Annotated in this window: 11 protein-coding genes; 4 read left to right on the forward strand and 7 right to left on the reverse strand. The window is 71.5% G+C overall.

Features of this window, described 5'->3' with window-relative positions:
* The first annotated feature begins 220 nt into the window (after positions 1-220).
* From J5X75_RS33820 to J5X75_RS33830, 3 genes are all read left to right on the forward strand, one after another.
* The gene (locus tag J5X75_RS33820; protein WP_307798437.1) at positions 221-895 is read left to right on the forward strand and encodes a CPBP family intramembrane glutamic endopeptidase; all 675 of its coding nucleotides are present in this window, start codon (positions 221-223) and stop codon (positions 893-895) included.
* An 84-nt stretch (positions 896-979) separates the two neighbouring features.
* Complete coding sequence (locus J5X75_RS33825) at positions 980-4,294, forward strand: Ig-like domain-containing protein (RefSeq protein ID WP_208471700.1); 3,315 nt, start codon at positions 980-982, stop codon at positions 4,292-4,294.
* 152 nt (positions 4,295-4,446) lie between these two features.
* Complete coding sequence (locus J5X75_RS33830) at positions 4,447-5,070, forward strand: class I SAM-dependent methyltransferase (RefSeq protein ID WP_208471701.1); 624 nt, start codon at positions 4,447-4,449, stop codon at positions 5,068-5,070.
* Here the strand turns inward: J5X75_RS33830 and J5X75_RS33835 are convergent.
* The 6 genes from J5X75_RS33835 to J5X75_RS33860 all read right to left on the reverse strand — a co-directional run bounded on the left by J5X75_RS33835 (position 5,006) and on the right by J5X75_RS33860 (position 14,344).
* On the reverse strand, positions 5,006-6,067 hold the full coding sequence (locus J5X75_RS33835) for a glycoside hydrolase family 15 protein (protein ID WP_208471702.1): 1,062 nt from the start codon (positions 6,065-6,067) through the stop codon (positions 5,006-5,008). The two genes, J5X75_RS33830 and J5X75_RS33835, sit on opposite strands and share 65 nt — an antisense overlap.
* Positions 6,054-6,776, reverse strand: coding sequence for a class I SAM-dependent methyltransferase (locus J5X75_RS33840; RefSeq protein WP_208471703.1), 723 nt, complete (start codon positions 6,774-6,776; stop codon positions 6,054-6,056). Before J5X75_RS33840 ends, J5X75_RS33835 begins: the two co-directional genes overlap by 14 nt.
* Before the next feature lie 10 nt (positions 6,777-6,786).
* Positions 6,787-8,154 carry a glycosyltransferase family 4 protein gene (locus J5X75_RS33845; RefSeq protein WP_208471704.1) on the reverse strand — a complete coding sequence of 456 codons (1,368 nt, stop codon included), beginning with the start codon at positions 8,152-8,154 and terminating at the stop codon, positions 6,787-6,789.
* Positions 8,155-9,759: 1,605 nt separating this feature from the next.
* Positions 9,760-10,554, reverse strand: coding sequence for a ricin-type beta-trefoil lectin domain protein (locus tag J5X75_RS33850; protein WP_208471705.1), 795 nt, complete (start codon positions 10,552-10,554; stop codon positions 9,760-9,762).
* Positions 10,555-11,165: 611 nt separating this feature from the next.
* Positions 11,166-13,718: a VIT domain-containing protein gene (locus J5X75_RS33855; RefSeq protein WP_208471706.1), complete on the reverse strand. Its 2,553-nt coding sequence runs from the start codon at positions 13,716-13,718 to the stop codon at positions 11,166-11,168.
* Complete coding sequence (locus J5X75_RS33860; protein WP_208471707.1) at positions 13,715-14,344, reverse strand: MerR family transcriptional regulator; 630 nt, start codon at positions 14,342-14,344, stop codon at positions 13,715-13,717. Before J5X75_RS33860 ends, J5X75_RS33855 begins: the two co-directional genes overlap by 4 nt.
* An 89-nt stretch (positions 14,345-14,433) precedes the next feature.
* Here J5X75_RS33860 and J5X75_RS33865 point away from each other — a divergent pair, with 89 nt between their 5' ends.
* Entirely contained in the window at positions 14,434-15,138 is a 705-nt protein-coding gene (locus J5X75_RS33865) for a cyclase family protein (RefSeq protein ID WP_208471708.1), read from the forward strand.
* Here the strand turns inward: J5X75_RS33865 and J5X75_RS33870 are convergent.
* Complete coding sequence (locus tag J5X75_RS33870) at positions 15,114-17,081, reverse strand: immune inhibitor A domain-containing protein (RefSeq protein ID WP_307798439.1); 1,968 nt, start codon at positions 17,079-17,081, stop codon at positions 15,114-15,116. The two genes, J5X75_RS33865 and J5X75_RS33870, sit on opposite strands and share 25 nt — an antisense overlap.
* Positions 17,082-17,126: the final 45 nt, after the last annotated feature.

Consider the following 17,126-nt stretch of genomic DNA (forward strand, 5'->3'; position numbering starts at 1 on the left):
GGAACTCGTAGCCGTGGCCAATCGGTCACTCTCCGTGGCTACGCGGGGGATCCGAATGCCTTTTCAGGCTGCTGGAGGCCCGAGTCCTGAATCACACACGGTGACATCCGGTGGATTTGTCCCTCAGCCCGACGGATACGCTTCGGCGGCTATGCCGGAAATCCACCAAGATCGAACGGCTGTCCCGAGCCGCCGCAGACTGGCACTCGTCCTCGGTGCGGTGCTCGTGCTCCTGGTCACCGTCAACATCGCGGCCAAGTACGGGCCGCCGCGCACCGGCCTGATTGTCGGGCCGCTCGTGGCCGCGGGGCTCATCCTGCTCGGCCGCCGCGCCGGGCTCACCTGGCACGACATGGGGCTTTCCCGGCGTACCCTCGTCCCCGGTCTGAAATACGCGGTCGGGGCGGTTCTCGCCGTCGCCGTGGTGTACGCCATCGGCGCCGCCCTGCCGTTCACCCGCGGCGCCTTCGACGACGTCCGCTACCACCTGCACCTGCACGCCGCCCTGCTCACCGCCTTCGTCGTGGTGCCGCTCGGCACCGTGCTGCTGGAGGAGGTCGCCTTCCGCGGCGTCCTGCACGGCCTGATCAGCCGCCACCGCGGCGCGATGTGGGCGAGCATCACCTCGTCGGCGCTGTTCGGCCTCTGGCACATCCTGCCGTCGCTGCGCCTCGCCAAGGCCAACCACGGCGTCGGCGCGGTGCTCGGCACCGACGTCGCCGGCCAGATCCTGGCGATCGTCGGTGCCGTCGCCTTCACCGCGGTGGCCGGCCTGCTGCTGTGCGAGCTGCGCCGCCGCAGCGGCAGCCTCCTCGCGGCGGCCGCCCTGCACTGGGCCACCAACGGCCTGGGCCTGCTGATCACCGCCGGCCTCGCCGCCTTCCGCCTCGCCTGACACCGCGCGGCGCCGTTCGGCGCCCGATCCAGGCCGGGACGGAAAAGTTCTCAGGTCGGGCGGCGCGGCTTCGATGATCACGCCATGCGCCCGATCCCCCGAAATGCCGTCGCCGCGGCCGCCGCGTTGGGTGTTCTCCTCGCGCCGTCCACCGCCCTCGCGGCCACCGCCCCGCACACGGCCACCGTGCCCGGCACCTTCACCCGTGTCGTGCTCGACGGTGACCTGTCCACCCCCGGTGGGCAACACACCACCGGCACGGTGACGCAGCCCGTCGTCACGATCGACGGCACCATGCTGCCGCTGCCCGCCGCCGCCGCGACGGGGCTGCGCCCCGACTCCACCGTCGAGGTGACGGTGACGACACCGGCCGGCGTCGACACGCCGGCCGAGGTCGCCGCCGCGGTCGACGACGGGCAGGCGACGATCGTCGACGCCGATCCCGCCCCGGTCGCCGCCGCGCTGCCGGCCGGCAAGGCGGGCGCGCACACCCTGACCGTGCTGCCGGTGTACTGGACCGCTCCCGACTCCCAGACCCCGGCGACGCTGCGTGCGACCGCCGACCGGACGGCCGCGTACTGGGACGAGCAGACCGCCGGCGGGATCACCGTGCCCACCATCGACGTCCGGAACTGGGCGAGCATCGCCGATCCGGGCACGTGCAACTACACGGCGATCGCCAACGCGGCACTCGCCGCCCACGGCGTACCGGCCTCGACCAGCCGCAACCATGTGCTCATCTACTTCCCGGCGTACAGCTCCTGCGGCTGGGCCGGGCTCGCCACGGTGCCGGGCGGCCAGATCTGGATCAACGGATACGGCGCCGCCGACGCCTGGGAGCACGAATTCGGGCACAACCTGGGTCTCGGCCACGCCAACTCCCTCGACTGCACGCAGAGCACGGCCACGGTCGCGCTCAGCACGTCCTGCACGGTCGGCAACTACGCGGACTACGACGTGATGGGCTACGCCCGCTACGGCGACGGGTACACCCTGAACACGGCGCTGTCCGACGTGCTCGGCACGCTGGACGACCCGGTGACGGCCGGCGCCGGAAGCCTGGTCACCCTGCCCGCGGTCACGTCGGTCACCGCGCCCCGGGCGGTCAAGGTGCCGCTGTCCGGATCGACGCTGTACCTGGAATACCGGCCGAGGACCGGCCGGGACGCGAACCAGCCCGCCGGCTGGGCGGGCGTCCAGGTGCGGCAGCTGCTCACCGGCAGCAACCAGTCCCGCATCCTCAACATGAACCCGACCGCGGCCAACAGCCGCGCACTGCCGGTCGGCCTCCGCTGGGCCGTGCCGGACACATCGCTCACCCTCACCGTCGAGCAGATCGACGCCGCCGGGGCCCGGGTGCGCATCGGCAACCTCTACAACGACACCACCGCGCCACCCGCACCGGCCGCTCCGGTCTTCACCGGAACCGCCACCGCCGGGGAGTACGTGTCCGGCGCGGTGACCCTCTCCTGGCCCGCCGTCATCGACCCGGAGTCCGGCATCGCCGAGTACCGGGTGACGGTCAACGGGCAGACGACGACCCTGCCGCGCACCCAGACCACCTTCAAACTGGCCCCGGTCAGCGGCGCCGTCACCGTCTCGGTGACCGCGGTCAACAAGGCCGGCATGGCCGGAGCCGCGAGCCCGGCCGTCACGATCCGCGGTGACAACGCGGCGCCGACCGCTCCGGTCATCGAGGCGCCGGCCGCCGGCCAGACGGTGGGCGCCACGGCGACGCCGCGCTGGACGGCGGCGACCGACGCCGACTCCGGTGTCGCCCGCTACGAGATCGCGCTCGACGCCACCCGGGTGGCGACCGTGAACGCGCCCGCCACCTCGGCGGCCGTGACCCTCCCGCCGCTGCCCAACGGGCAGCACACGCTGACCGTCACCGCCGTCGACCGGGTGGGCAACCGCGGTGCCGCGGCGACGGTCCGGGTGACGCTGTCGCGGACCGCCGTCGGCGCGCCCACCAAGGTCAAGGCGGTGGGCGACCCGGACGGCTCGGTCATCTCCTGGACGGCCCCCACCACCCAGCCGAGCGGCTACGACATCTTCGTCGACGGCACGGCCACGACGACGCTGCCGGCGACGACGACCAGCTGGCGGCTGGCCAACGGTCTCGCCGACGGCACCCACGTGGTGGGCGTCCGGGCCCGCGACGCGATCGGCAACGTGTCCTCCACGGTGACCGCCAAGGCCGTCCTGGACACCACCGCGCCCACCCAGCCCAAGATCTCGGCACCCCGCCCGGGCGCGGTGGTCACCGGCAACAAGGTCTCCGTCTCCTGGCCCGTCGCCGCCGACCCCCAGTCGGGGATCGCCGCCTACGTCGTCGAGGTCGATCACGTGCCGGCCGCCCGCGTGGCCGGCACCACGCGCACCGCGACCGTCACGGTCGCGGACGGGTCCCACCACATCGGCGTCATCGCGGTCAACGGCAACGGTCTGCGCTCGGCGGCCGCCGATGCGCTGGGCGTGACCGTCACGGCCACCCCGACGGCCCCGGCCCCCGCGAAGATCACCTCACCCGCGTCCGGGAAGGCGACCAACGCCGGCCACGTGACCGTCACCTGGACACCGGCCGTGGACGGTGGTGGCCTCGCCCGCTACGAGATCATCCTGGACGGTCAGCCGGCCGCCGCCGTCGACGGCACCACGACCACCGCCACCGTGCCGCTCGGCCCGGGCGTCCACACCCTGGCCGTCCGGGCGACCGACCACAGCGGTCTGGCCGCCACGTCGGCGACCGTGAAGATCACGGCGGATGTCGTGGCGCCCACGGTCGTCGCGCCGACCGTCCGGCTGCGCACCGGATCGGCCGCCGGCGGGGTGCCGGTGACCCTGACCGCCTCGGCGACCGACGCCATCGGCGTGTGCGTGATCACCGCCACGGCGAACGGCACGCCGGTCGCGACAGCCAAGGCCGCGAGCCTGAACGTGTCCACCGTGCTGCCCGACAGCACCAGCCCCACCAGCATCGTGGTCACCGCCACCGACTGCGCCGGCAACGTCGCCACCAGGACCGACGCCGTGTCGCTGACCGCCGTCCCGGAGACCGCCGGACAGCTCAGCGGCGCGTGGGGCACGCTCAGCCGGGCCGAGTACGCCGACGGCGCGGCGACGTCCGCGTCGGCGGCCGGCGCGGCCGCGTCCCTGACGCTGACGGGCACGCAGGTCGCCTGGATCGGGTCCCGCAGCGCGACCTCCGGCGTGGCCACCGTCTACCTGGACGGGCAGAAGGTGGCCACGGTGGACACCCGCGCGACGACGACCGCGCACCGTCAGGTGCTGTGGGCCCGCGCCGTCACTCCCGGCACGCACACGGTCAAGATCGTCGTGGCGGGCACCGCCGGCCGGCCGGCGGTCGTGGTGGACGGCTTCGCCGTGATCTCCTGATCCTCGCCGGCGTCTCACGATCGGGCCACCACCGTCTCGCCGTGGTGGCCCGATCCGTGAACGCCTGCCGGATCGCGGAAGCGGCAGAACCGATCACCGGCGGTGCGGCGGCGCCGCACCGCCAGTTGATCAAGCACGCATATGATGGCGCGATGCTCGATTCCGCCCTTCTCAAAGCCGCCGAGGACGCCAGCGGCTTCATGCCCGCCGACGAGGGCCGGGCGCTCGCCGAGGCGGCGCTCGCCGTCACGGTCGACGGTCCCCTGCTCGAGGTCGGCAGCTACCTGGGCAAGTCGACCCTGTACCTGGCCGCCGCCGCCCGCCCCCGCGGGACGACCGTCGTCACCGTCGACCACCACCGCGGGTCCGAGGAACACCAGGCCGGCTGGGAGTACCACGACCCCACCCTCGTCGACCCGGCGATCGGGCTGATCGACACGCTGCCCGGCTTCCGGCGGACCATCGCGGCCGCCGGCGCCGAGGACGTGGTGACCGCCGTGGTGGCCAGATCCGAACACTTCGCCCGGATCTGGACGACCCCGCTGGCCTTCCTCTTCCTCGACGGCAGCCACACCGACGAGTCCGCCCAGCGCGACCTCGCCGGCTGGGCGCCGCACCTGGCCGTCGGCGGGGTCCTGGCCATCCACGACGTGTTCCCCGACCCGAACGACGGTGGCCAGGCCCCCTACCGCATCTACCGGCAGGCGCTGGCTACCGGTTCCTACTCGGAGCTTGCCGGCCAGGGCTCGCTGCGGCTGCTTCGACGGGACCACTGAAGATCTCCGACCGCGGGTGGGCGCCGTGCAGGGCGTCCACCGCCAGCACCACGGCCGCGGCCGTCCAGGTGGTCCGCTCCACCGGCCACCGCACGCCGTCGGTGAGCACCAGCCCGGTCCAGTACGACCCGTCCGCCTCCCGCAGGTGCTGCATGGCCGAAACCAGCTCCTCGGCGGCGTTCCGGTCACCGACCGCATGCAGAGCCAGGGCCAGCTCGCACGTCTCCGCCCCGGTCACCCACGGCCGGTCGGACACGCAGCGGGCACCCCGCCCCGGCACCACGAACTCGTCCCACCGGTCGCGCAGCCGTTCGCGGGCCGGTTCGCCGCGCAGCGCCCCGCCCAGCACCGGGTAGTACCAGTCCATCGAGAACCGGTCCTTGTTGGCGAACGCCACCGGATGCCGCCGGATCGTGTGCCCGACCAGGTCGGCGGCCAGCTCCCAGTCCGGCTGCGGCTCGCCCAGCCGCCCGGCGATCGCCGCCGCGCAGCGCAGCGCCTGATGAACGCTGGAGTTGCCGGTCAGCAGCGCCACCCGATCCGGTTGGCCGTCCGGGCCCACCGCCCACCAGATCTCGCCACCCGGCGCCTGACAGCCCACCGTGAAGTCCACGGCCCGGCGCACCGTCGGCCACATCCGCTCCAGGAAGGCGTCGTCGCCGGTGCACAGCCAGTGATGCCAGGCGCCGACCGCCACGTACGCCGCATGGTTGGTCTCCGCGGTCGCGTCAGCGACCACGTCGCCCGCCTCGTAGCGTGCCGCCCACGTGCCGTCCGGCCGCTGCGTGCGGCGCAGCCAGTCGTAGGCGGCCTCCGCCTTCGCGGTCTCCCCACCCACGTCCAGCGCCATCGCCGCCTCGACGTGATCCCACGGATCCAGCTGCCCGCCGGCGAACCACGGGATCGCCCCGGACGGCTCCTGCTCGGCGGCGATGCTGGCGACCGTGGCGAGAACGTCGTCGGTGCTGAGCACTCCCGCCAGGTCAGGCAGCGACACCCGCGGCCACCTCCTCCTTACGGAGGTAGATCACCACGCTCTTTCCGATCAGCGGGTTGAGCGCCTGCTCCAGCACCCGGGTCAGCGCCGGCCGGTCCACGATGTCCCAGACCAGAAGCTTGTGGTACGCCCGGGTCGGCGCGGCGTCACCGATCGCGCACTTCAGCCACCAGTACGGGCTGTGCAGCGCGTGCGCGAACCCGTTACCGGTCACGGTCAGCCCCGCGTCCCGCAGCCGGCCGGACAGCTCGTCCTCCTTGTAGATGCGGACGTGGCCACCCTCGTTCGCGTGGTACTCGTCGGACAGCGCCCAGCACACCCGCTCCGGCAGCCAGCGCGGCACCGTCACGGCGGCCAGCCCACCCGGCTTGAGCACCCGGGTCATCTCGGCGATCGCCGTCACGTCGTCCGGAATGTGCTCCATCACCTCCGAGGCGATCACCCGGTCGAAACTGGCGTCCGGGAACGGCAACGCCAGAAGATCTCCGCGTACGGTGGTGGCGCTCGCCGCGGCCGGCGCCTCCCCGGCCATGTCCATGGCCGCGCACCACTGCCGGGTGGTGCCCAGATCCTTCTCGCTGAGATCCAGCGCGACGACGTGCGCGCCGCGCCGGTACGCCTCGAAGGTGTGCCGGCCCTCGCCGCAACCCAGATCCAGGACCCGCATCCCCGGACGCACGTCCAGCCGGTCGTAGTCGACGGTCAACATGTTGTTCCCCTTACCTGCCCTTCGCGGCGATCGCGTCGGCATACCACTGCGCGGTCCGTACCGCCGTGTGCCGCCACGTGAAGTTCTCGACCGCACGGCGGCGGCCTTCAGCGCCCAGCCTGCGGCGCAGGTCCTCGTCGTCGAGCAGCCGCCCGATCGCGGCGGCCAGCGCCCCCGCGTCCCCCGGCGGCACATGCAGCGACGCCAGCCCGTCCGGCCCGGCGACCTCCGGCAGCGCGCCCGCGGTGGTCACCACCAGCGGCACCCCGCACGCCATCGCCTCCACGGCGGGCAGCGAGAAACCCTCGTACCGGGAGGGCACCGCCGCGACCGTCGCTGACCGGAAAAGATCAGCCAGCTCGTCATCACTGATCCCGGAGACGAACCGCACCACCCGATCGAGCCCGAGTCGCGCGATGGCCCGTGCGGCGGCCCCTTCCGGCCGTGCCGAGCCCACGACGACCAGCTCCACGTCCCGTTCGGCGCGCAGCTTGGCGACCGCCTCGATCAGTTCGCTGAGCCCCTTGAGCGGCACGTCCGCGCTGGCCACGGCCACGATCCGGCCCACCTTGGCGCGGTCGCCGGAGGCTCCTCCCTTTCCGGACGGGCCGAATGCGCCAGCCCTCTCGTCCGCGGAGCCGAATGTGTCAGCCCTTTCGTCCGCCAGGCGGAGCGTGCCGGTGCCGGGCTTCTCCCTGGGTACCGGGCTGAACGTGTCGGTGTCGACGCCGACGCCGATCACCCGCAGCCGCTCGGCCCGCACTCCGAAGGCGTCGACGATTTCGTCCCGCGCCGCCCCGGAAACCGTGGTCAGCCAGGGCAGACGCCGGGCCACCCGGCCCTGCATCCGGGTGAACGCATACCACCGCCGCAACGACATCCGCCGCTTCCAGTCCGGCGCGGCGGCCAGTTCGAGATCCCGGTCGACGGTGATCGGATGGTGAATCGTCGCCACCACCGGCGTGCCCGCCCGGCTCAGCGGCAGAAGCCCGTACCCGAGGCACTGATTGTCGTGCACCACATCGAACTCGCCGGCCCGCCTCCGCAGATGCCGCCAGGCCCGCAGCGAGAACGTCAACGGCTCCGGAAACGCGCCCGTACACATCGCAGCCCACTCAAGAGCATCGATGCCATCCTTGAACTCCGACCACGACGGCGTCCGAAACGGATCAGGCTCGCGGTAGAGATCCAGGCTGGGCAGCTCAGTCAGCCGCACCCCTTCATCGAGCACCGGCAGCGGCGGCCCCGAGATCACCTCGACGTGGTGACCCAACGCGACGAGTTCCCGGGACAGGTGCCGGACATAGATCCCCTGGCCCCCACTGTGCGGTTTGCTCCGATATGAGAGCAGGGCGATGCGAAGCGGCTCGGAGATCACCCGATGACCCTAACGAGCGATCACCAGCCCCCCGACATGGGGATTCGATCTTCAAATCCAAACCCCGACCCTCCCCGGTACGCCGACCCGAACCGTCCCCCAAAAGCAGCCCCACCTCCCCACCAACCCGCGCCTCTCCAACCCGCGCCTCTCCAACCCGCGCCTCCCCAACCCGCGCCTCTCCAACCCGCGCCTCCCCAGCCCGCGCCTCTCCAACCCGCGCCTCGCCAACCCGCGCCTCGCCAACCCGCGCCTCGCCAACCCGCGCCTCGCCAACCCGCGCCTCGCCAACCCACCCCCGCCGCGGTCTTAAGCCACCCGGCATCACCACCACCGCCCGCGCCAGCCGAAACACGTCCCGCTGGTGGTGTGACAGCCCGCCCTGCTCACCGCACCCGCCCCAACCCGCCGGCCGACAGGACCAGCCCCAACCGCTTAGCGTGTCGCTTCCACGGTCAAGCTCGCGGCAGCGACCCGTCCCGGCCCGGTCGGAACGGCTCACCACCGCCCTCGACAACAAGCCATGCAAGCTCCGGCGACCTTCCGCGGTCCGGGTGAACGCTGCGCGTCCCGCGCCCATCAGACAGCGCGACCAGGGACCAAGGCACCCACCGCACCGCCGAAGGCCACACCCCACCCGAGACAGCCCGCAACCTCAAACGCTGCAGCCGCGCAATCTTGGACGTTTCCCCACCGCTGAGGGTGGCCGATCGTCCAAGATCACGCCGCATGGGGACGATGTCAGTCGCTACCCGGTCGCGTCGGTCGCGCCGGTCGCGTCTCCGCGATCTTGGGGGCTTCTCCACCGCTAGGGGTAGCTGATCGTCCAAGATCTCGCCTGGCGGGGTGGTGTCAGCGGCTGAACACCCGCGTCTCCAGCTGCTCTCACGGATCTTGGACGCTTTCCTACCGCTGAGGGTGGTCGATCGTCCAAGATCGCGCCTGGGGGTGGTGCCAGCGGCTGAACACCCGCGTCTCCAGCTGCTCTCACGGATCTTGGATGTTTTCCCACCGCTGGGGGTGGTCGATCGTCCAAGATCGCGCCTGGCGGGGGTGGTGCCAGCCGCAGTGGGTCGGGTGCGTGAGCGGCGTTACGGCAGTGAGGCGAGCGATGGGTGCCTGCCATGCCGGAGCGTTGGACTGGTCAGCCGCGTGGCGTGTTGAGCTGTCCAACCGCGTGGCGTGCTGGGGCGTTGGGCTGGTCAGCCGCGTGACGTGCCGGAGTGTTGGACCGGTCAACCGCGCGGCGTGTCGGGGCGGTCATTTCGAGCGTCGCGGCGCCGGCTGGCCTGGAATTTGCACCGGATGTCGGTGCAGGTGGTCGCTCGTCGGCGAGCGGTGGCGCTTCGCCCGGCCGCCGTCGGGCTGTGGCATTACCCCTGCTCCTGTTCGATCGGAAGCCGTGATCGGTGGTCGTCCGGCAGCCCACCGCTCGGGTGCCTTCCAGCCCGATGCCGTGTCCCGTGACCTGGCGGTCGCCATCCTGAACGCGCTGTCTACCGAGCAGGGCTGGCCGTTACCGCCGACCTGCTCGACGGGCGCTTTGCGGGCGGTCGACGAATACTCGCCGACCCGCGACGGTCCTACGGTGCCGGTTCGCGACGGTCAGCGGAACGTCCAACTCTGATTATTGCCGCCGATGCACATGGTCACCACGACGGCGCGGGCCGGCTGGGCTCCTGAGTAGGGATCGGTGAGGCACTGCCCGTTCGAGACGTTGCGCAACACCCCGTTCCCGAACAGCTGCCACTGCCCGGTGGTCCGGGTGTCGCAGCGGGTGAGATGCACGGTGCCGTCACCCACCAGGTAGGCGCACATGTCCAGGACCTCGAGGGTGCGATCCGCGTTGAGCTGCCACCGCTGCGGGCTGGTGCCGTTGCAGTCGTCGACATGAACCTCCTGGTTGTCCTCGGCGGAACCGCCCCGCAGGTCAAGACATAACCCGTTGCCGGTGACGAGCAGGCCACTCCCGGTCGTGATCGGGCTGGGTAGAAGCGAGATCGGCGGGGCCGGAGCCTCTGCCGACTTCGAGGCGCTGGGCGCTGCCGAGGCGGTGGCCGACGCATTCGCCGCCGGTTGCGTCGCGGACTGGCTCGGGCTCCTCGGCGCGGTCGGAGCGGCGCCCCCGTCACCGTCGCCGCCCTCGCCATCGTTCGAGTTCTCCGTCGGGCTCGCCCCGGTGGCTGAACTCGCCGAGTTGGCAGGCCCCACTGCGGCCGGCAGCGACTGAGCGGGCATGGACGCCCAGTGTTCCTGTCCCTCACCCGGCCGGAGCAGCGCATAACCGGCGACGGTAGCGACTGCGGCGACCCCGGCGCCGATCAGCAGAAGCGGCCGGATCCGCCGCTCCTCCCTGGCATCGGAACCATCGGTCTTCCCAGCCGAAACGATCGGCAGCAACTGTGTGGGTGGCTCCTCTGGTGCCCGCTGGGCCGGCCAGGTCGCGGCTGACGGCGCTGATTCGTCGTGGTCCCCATCCGGCAGAACGAACGGACGCACCAACAACGGATCACGATCGTTGCCCCGATCATCGCCCACTTGGCGTTGCCACCCCCCGGTCGAGCACCGGTGACCCAACTTACCGCCATTCGGCCACCGCCGTGGGGGCCCGTTCGGCCGATGCGACCCACTCCCGCATCGCGCCGGGCCGTCCACGCAGGCCGCTTCGCCTTCCCTACGGCCAAATTCCCACGTCGACCAAGCCCGCCACATTGCGCGAACCCAGACCATGCCGTGCTACTCCACGCCAGGTGCGCCCCACCGTGCCTGACCCCACCACCCCGTCACGCCCCGGCCCAGCTTGAGCTCCGGCCCGGCTACGGCTCCGACGCCGACCCCGCCCCGGCCTGGCCGGCCCGCTCCGCCCGGCCCCGGCCCGCCCGGCCCCGGCCCGCCCGGCCTTGGCCCCGGCCCGGCTCCGGGGGGGCGGGCCCGCGCGCGGGGGGGGGGGCCCGGGGGCGGGGGGGGGGCCCCGGGCCCGGGCCGTGGTGCCCGGGACCGTGCGCCGGAGGTCAGGCTTTCCAGAACGGGCGCTTCTTCTCCGGCTTGCCGGCGGCGAACGCCTCCAGAACCCGGAGCGCGGTTGCCCACCTGTCCTCGAGGGACGAGTCCCCGCGGAGGACACCGATCAGGTCGCGGACGGCGGTGAGCTCGGCATCGGTCAGCGGCTCGATCAGCACGGCGAGACGGCTGGCCAGGTCGTCAAGCAGATCGCGACGGTCAAGAGCAGGCTGTTGGGCCGCCTCGCGGAGCCGTGCGACCTCGACCGCGGCCAGTTCCCGGAGTTCGCCGATCGGCATGGCGCTCTGCGCGGACTGTAGCGAGCGGGCACGCCCGCCACGCCCGACCGCGGCCGGTGGGCCGGAGGGGCGTCGTAGCCGGGCGAAGGCACGCGCTGGTTGTGCCAGCTCGATGTTGTCGGCTGCTTCCTCGGTGGTGGCGCCTCCGGTGACTTTCGGTGCGGCGAATGGTTGTGCTCCAGCCGGTGCAGCGCCCCCGACCGGTGCCCCGGACGTCGGTGCGGCACTGCCCGGTGCCCCGCCATACGGACCCTGCGCGCGCTGTGGCGCGAACGCGGGCCGTGCGGGGGCAGGTGCGATAGGCGGCGGCAGCGGTGGCATGCCAGCCGGCGCCGCGGGCGCCGCCTGGTCGGGGAACGGCGACGAGGCGGGTGCGAAGTATTGGGGCATCGGCGCCGCGGGCGCCGGGCTCTCCCAGCCGGACGGCATCTCGACCGGCTGGGTGATCCTGCGTTGGTGACCGCCGTCGTTCACCACACGATCGTCCACCGCGATGTAGGAGGTGAACCGGCAGAGAACCCCGAACCGCAACGACGTCCCGAGGATCTCGGCCTCCAGGGAGCGGTCACCGGCCGCAAACGCATCCTCGAGATCGCGAAGCCGTGCCCGTGCCCAGACCGAGGTGACCGCCGGCTCCGCACTGGGCTGGACCGGCACCGCCGCCCGGAACTCCTGGTCGTCGCGAGTGCGCCCGGTGACCGTGAGCGCACCCTCGACGGCTCCGGTGAACCGGCCGGTGATGACCAGCGGGACTCCGGGGTAGAGGCCTGGCAGACGGGCAGGACTGCGGGTGCCGTCGATCGGGGTGAAGCCGTCGCCGGTGACGGTGAGACCCGTGACGACCGGAGCGCCGATGCGGCGGTGGATCTGCTCCATCGCCTCGTCGAGCCGATCCTCGCTTTCCACCAGCTCGGCCCGGCCCGCGCCGAGTGCGGCGAGCCGGCCGAGGAAGCCGGCATTCACCGCACGGTCGATGCCGACGGTGTGCACCCGAATCGTGCCGATGAGAGGCGCCACCTGCTTGACGATCTGGTCTTCGTTCCCGACCTGACCGTCGGTGACGAGAACCAGGACACGGTCACGGCCGGGGCTGTCGGAGAGCATCGCGAGGGCGGTGGTGAGGGGCTTGAGCAGCTCTGTGCCACCGCGGGCCTGGGCGTGGGTGAGGTGTTCGACGGCTCGGTACCGATGACGGTCGGTGGCCTCGGCCAGGCCGGGGCCGAGGTCGGCCGGCTGGTCGACCTCGTGGTCGAAGGTGAGGACGGCGAAACGGTCGCCGGCGGTCAGGGTGTCGACGACTCGGGCTGCGGCGCGCCGGGCGGCCACCATCTTCCAGCCGCCCATGCTGCCGGAGCGGTCGAGCAGCAGCACCACGTCCTTCGGCCGGGGTGGTGTGCCGGCCTCCGGCGGGAGAACCACGAGCTGGTAGGTGCCCTGATCGCCGTCCTCGTCGGCGACGGCGACCGCGGACTCACCGCCGGCGGCGTAGGCGAGCCGGAGGACGAAGTCACGGTCGGCCCGCTCGCCGGGGTCGATCCGCAGCGTCCCGCCGTGATCGGTGACGGTGTGCAGACTGGACCTGACCTCGCCGAGCTCGAGCCCGGCCGTATCGATGTCGACCGTGAGAGACAGGCGTAACGGGTTGGGGAAGCCCGGCAGAAGCACCGGTGGGGAGATGCGGGACGCGTCGGGCACATCACCGGTGTCGGCCTGCTGCCCGTCGCCGGTGTAGGGCCCCGGCAACGGGTGGCCGGGGACGTATCGCGGTGCCACGACCAGCGGGAAGCGGAAGGTCGCGGCGCCGTCCTCATACGGCAGGGGGCCGGCCAGTCGCAGTCGCACCGTGACCCGCTCGCCGGGCAGGATGTTGCCGACCCGCATGGTGAAGACGTCCGGGCGCTCCTCCTCGGCGATCGACGCCCGCCGGCCGCTCGCGATCGCCTGGTCGTACTGTTCGCGGGCGGCACCGCGTTCGTGCAACTCGGCGGTGACGGTGCGGTCGGCGGCGGTCATCGTCATGCCGGTCACCGCGGCCCGATCGGGCAGGGGGAAGACGTAGGTCGCCTCGAGCGCGGTGTCGTGGGCGTTGACGAACTCGGTGGTCAATTCGGTGCGCATGAGCAGCCCGCTGATCGAGGCCCGGACGTCGAGGCGGTCGAGCGGAAGGTTCCCGCGGTCGGTGCGCAATGCGCCGAGGCCGGCGCCCGGCATGGTCCGGTGACGCTCCAGCTCTGCCGGCCCCATCGGGTTCACTGAAATGCTCATTCGCTTCTCCCATCGGTGAGCCCGCGTGCCGCGAGCAGGTCGAGCAGGGGACGGGCAGCCGCGGCGATCTCGTCGCGGTCGACCTCGGTGACATGGCGGGGCAACAGCAGGATCACGCCTCCGCCGAGAGGCATCCCGGTCAGCAGGGTCTGTGGGCGGTGCGCTGGTGGCGGCGCCGACTCCGGCTCCAAAGCGGCGACGGCCTCGGCCAGCGCCCTGCGGGTGGAGCCGGGAACCGGCTCGGGATCGGCGGGAGCGGCCTTCCAGAAGTCGGGCCGGGCCGGAGCGGGCGCCGCGGCGATCGGATCCTCCAGCAGGCTGCCGGGGATGCGCGCCACCTCGGCCAGTGTCTCCTCCGAAGCGCCGGACAGCTCCTCCTGAATCTCGGCGAGCGTGCGCCCGGAGGCTTGCCGTCGCTTGATCGCCACCAGTTGCAGGAGGTGACGGGGCCCGTACAGAACGGTGCGCCCCCGCGTGCCGAGAGGCCGGTCGACCAGGCCGATGGTCGTATACCACCGGATCGACCTGCGGTCGGGCAGCTCCCGGACGCGGCCGTTGGGGGCGCCCGGGTACTCCGCGGCTAGCGCCGCGCTGACCCGCTCGACCAACTGCTCCATCGTCCACATGTCCCGAGAATGACACTGTCATCGTGACAGTGTCAATGGCATGATGGCGGGGCAGGACGAGACGGCCGGTGGCCGGAGGAAGGAGCGCCATGAACGGGGACGCGCTGCTGGGCGGGTTGCGGCTGGTGACTTTGTCGCACGTCAACGACCCGGCGCGGGTGAGCGTCTATCCGGGCGATCCGCCACCTCGTCTGGAGACCGTGGCCCGGCTCGAGCCGGACGGCTTCTACCTGCAGACGGTGTTCGCCGGCGAGCACACCGGCACCCATTGGGGAGCGCCCGGCCACTTCACGCCGGGTGGGTTGCTCGCCGACGAGCTGACCCCGGAGGATCTGTTCCGGCCCGCGGTCAAGATCGATGTACGGCGCCGGTGCGCCGCCGATCCCGGCTATGCGGTGACCGTCGCCGACCTGGAGGAGTGGGAGCAGGGGCACGGCCGCATCCCCGGCGACTCGTTCGTGGTGCTCTGGACCGGCTGGGAGGAGCGATTCGGCACCGAGGCGTTCCTGCCACATCCGGGGTTCGCGCCGGAGACCGTCCAGTGGCTGGCCGACACCGGCCGGCTGGGCGAGCGCGGTGGCACGGGGACGGACGCGTTCAGCCCGGATGTCAGCACCGACACGAGCTTCGCCGTCTCACGGGCGGTCTACCGGCGCAGACGAATCAGTCTCGAGGTGCTCGCGAATCTTGCGAGTCTGCCCACCACAGGAGCCTGGGTGCTCTGTGGCGGGCAGATCAACAAGGCCGGTTCCGGGTCGACCGCCCTGATCTACGGGGTGCTCCCGCCGTCCTGATTCCCAGCAGCGGGCTGATAGGGCTTGCCATCGACCTTCAAGGTGTAGGGGGCGTAATGAGTCACCGTGCCGGTGGGCTCGTCGTAGGAGATCACCGCGACGACCTTCGGGTAATGGCGGACCCTGGCCTGGCGGTCCAGCGAGACCACTTTGGCCTTGCCGGCGTCGAGGCCGACCAGCGAGACGTGCCAGTCGTGAACCGGCGTGGGATGCACCTCGGTCGGCGACTTCCAACCCTCGAGCGTGTCGGTGGCCAGTTCGGTGGCGCCGACCTTGACCTCGGAAATGTGCCAGCCACCGATGTTCACGGCGCTGTCGCTGACATAGCGGAAGCCCAGGAGCACCCGTTTCCCGGCGTACGCCTTGAGGTCGTAACTCAGGGTGACGTCGGTCCCCTTGCCGGTGATCGCCGGGCCGAGGGGCCCTTTGACCGTGCGCTCACTTTCGAGCATCTGGTAGGTCTTGCCGCCGTCGGCCGAGACCATGACGTATCCGTAGTCGAAACGATCCTCCAGGCCGTAGGTGGTCTTGAAACGCAGGACGGCGTCGGTCTGCGGGATGTCGACGAAGCGCACCGCGCCCTCGTCGGTGTCCGGGGTGTCGCCGGAGAAGAGCTTCCCCGCGTCCAGCGTCCACGCCAGTGGAGTCGGTGGAAGGGTCCGCGCGCCGTCGAAGACCACCGTCCGCCATCCGCGTGGCAGCCGGACGTAATCGGCGCCGTTGGGCGGCGCACCCGCCGATCCGTAGGCGGAGGGGTTGTCGAGGTTCACCGTCGAGTGCACGCTGGCCGAGGTCACCCGGTCCCGGGACGCGCCCTTGAGAATGCTGCCCGCTTCGTCGGTGACCTTGTCGACCAGCGTCATGACCTGGAAATCGTGCAGGACGTCGTAGAGTTTCGTCCCGCTGGGCAGTGCCGCAGCGATCGCGTCCAAGCCGTGATGTTCCTTGTCCTGGTGCAGCTTGGAGTGGAACTCCGCCCCGAAACGGTCGCTCAGGTACAGCATCAACTGGTAGGTCTGACCGTAGTCGGCGAGCAACTCGTCCGGGGTCCCCTCGCTCCAGAGGTTCAGCGAGTTCGCCGGGCCGCCGCATTCGCGCGGGTTCGGATTGAAGTCGGTCTTGACGTTGCCGAAACCCTGGTAGCAGACGATGTGGTTGTCGAAGCCGCGGTGGTAGACACCGATTCTCGAGTCCACATAACCGGTCAGCGTCTGGGCGTAGTCGGCGAGACCCTCATTGATCCACACTTCCTCGTCCGGGTCGGTGTAGTAACTGAGCAGGTGCTGCCACTCGTGGGCGAAGGTCGACTCGTACATCCGCGGCCGGGCCGGCCGGCTGATGCACACGTCGTCGTTGGGCTCATGCTTCGGATTCGCGCCGGTGCGGTGCTCCCAGTCGTAGGCGTCGATCGTGATCACGTTGCGGTCGAAGAGCTCATTGAGCTGCTCGGAGAAGAAGCCCGAGACGTAGGTCTGATGCTCCGGGAACTCGTAGTAGTTGTCGTCGCGGATGTTGTCGACCAGTGTGACGGTCCGGTTGCCCGTGCCGGTGAAATCGCCCGGCAGGCCGGGGTTCGTGCCGTTCCGGTCCGGCGGAGTGCTGAACGCCTTGGTCTCGCGAGGGTAGATGACCTCGTCGAATTCGCGTACCAGCGCGGTGACCTGGGCGTCGGTGATCTCGGTGGAGTTCTTGCGGCAGTCGTTCTCCGGGAAGGCGATGTCCTTCGCGACCCAGACCTCGATGTGCTCCCCGACGCCACGCAACGTGTAGTCCTTGCGGTAGACGTCGCCGTCGATCTCGTTGAGGCCGGCCCAGCTGCGGACCGTGCCGACCGGTGGGGTCTGCACGGCGATCCGCGCGCTGGGCCGTGGTCCGTAACTGGCGGCCGGGAGCGGGCTACCGTCGAGGGTGAGCCGGTCCAGATCCGGTTCCCGTGTCCCCACTCCGAACGGATCGCGAAATCCGGACGGGGTGGGTTGCGGGACGGT

The organism is Actinoplanes flavus (assembly GCF_017592555.1).
GTDB lineage: Bacteria > Actinomycetota > Actinomycetes > Mycobacteriales > Micromonosporaceae > Actinoplanes > Actinoplanes flavus.

What these genes read in the sequence shown, in the direction of transcription:
- J5X75_RS33825 (WP_208471700.1), top strand. Translation starts at nt 980, where the DNA reads ATGCGCCCGATCCCCCGAAATGCCGTCGCCGCGGCCGCCGCGTTGGGT.
- J5X75_RS33830 (WP_208471701.1), top strand. Translation starts at nt 4,447, where the DNA reads ATGCTCGATTCCGCCCTTCTCAAAGCCGCCGAGGACGCCAGCGGCTTC.
- J5X75_RS33840 (WP_208471703.1), bottom strand. Translation starts at nt 6,776, where the DNA reads ATGTTGACCGTCGACTACGACCGGCTGGACGTGCGTCCGGGGATGCGG.
- J5X75_RS33855 (WP_208471706.1), bottom strand. Translation starts at nt 13,718, where the DNA reads ATGAGCATTTCAGTGAACCCGATGGGGCCGGCAGAGCTGGAGCGTCAC.
- J5X75_RS33860 (WP_208471707.1), bottom strand. Translation starts at nt 14,344, where the DNA reads ATGTGGACGATGGAGCAGTTGGTCGAGCGGGTCAGCGCGGCGCTAGCC.
- J5X75_RS33865 (WP_208471708.1), top strand. Translation starts at nt 14,434, where the DNA reads ATGAACGGGGACGCGCTGCTGGGCGGGTTGCGGCTGGTGACTTTGTCG.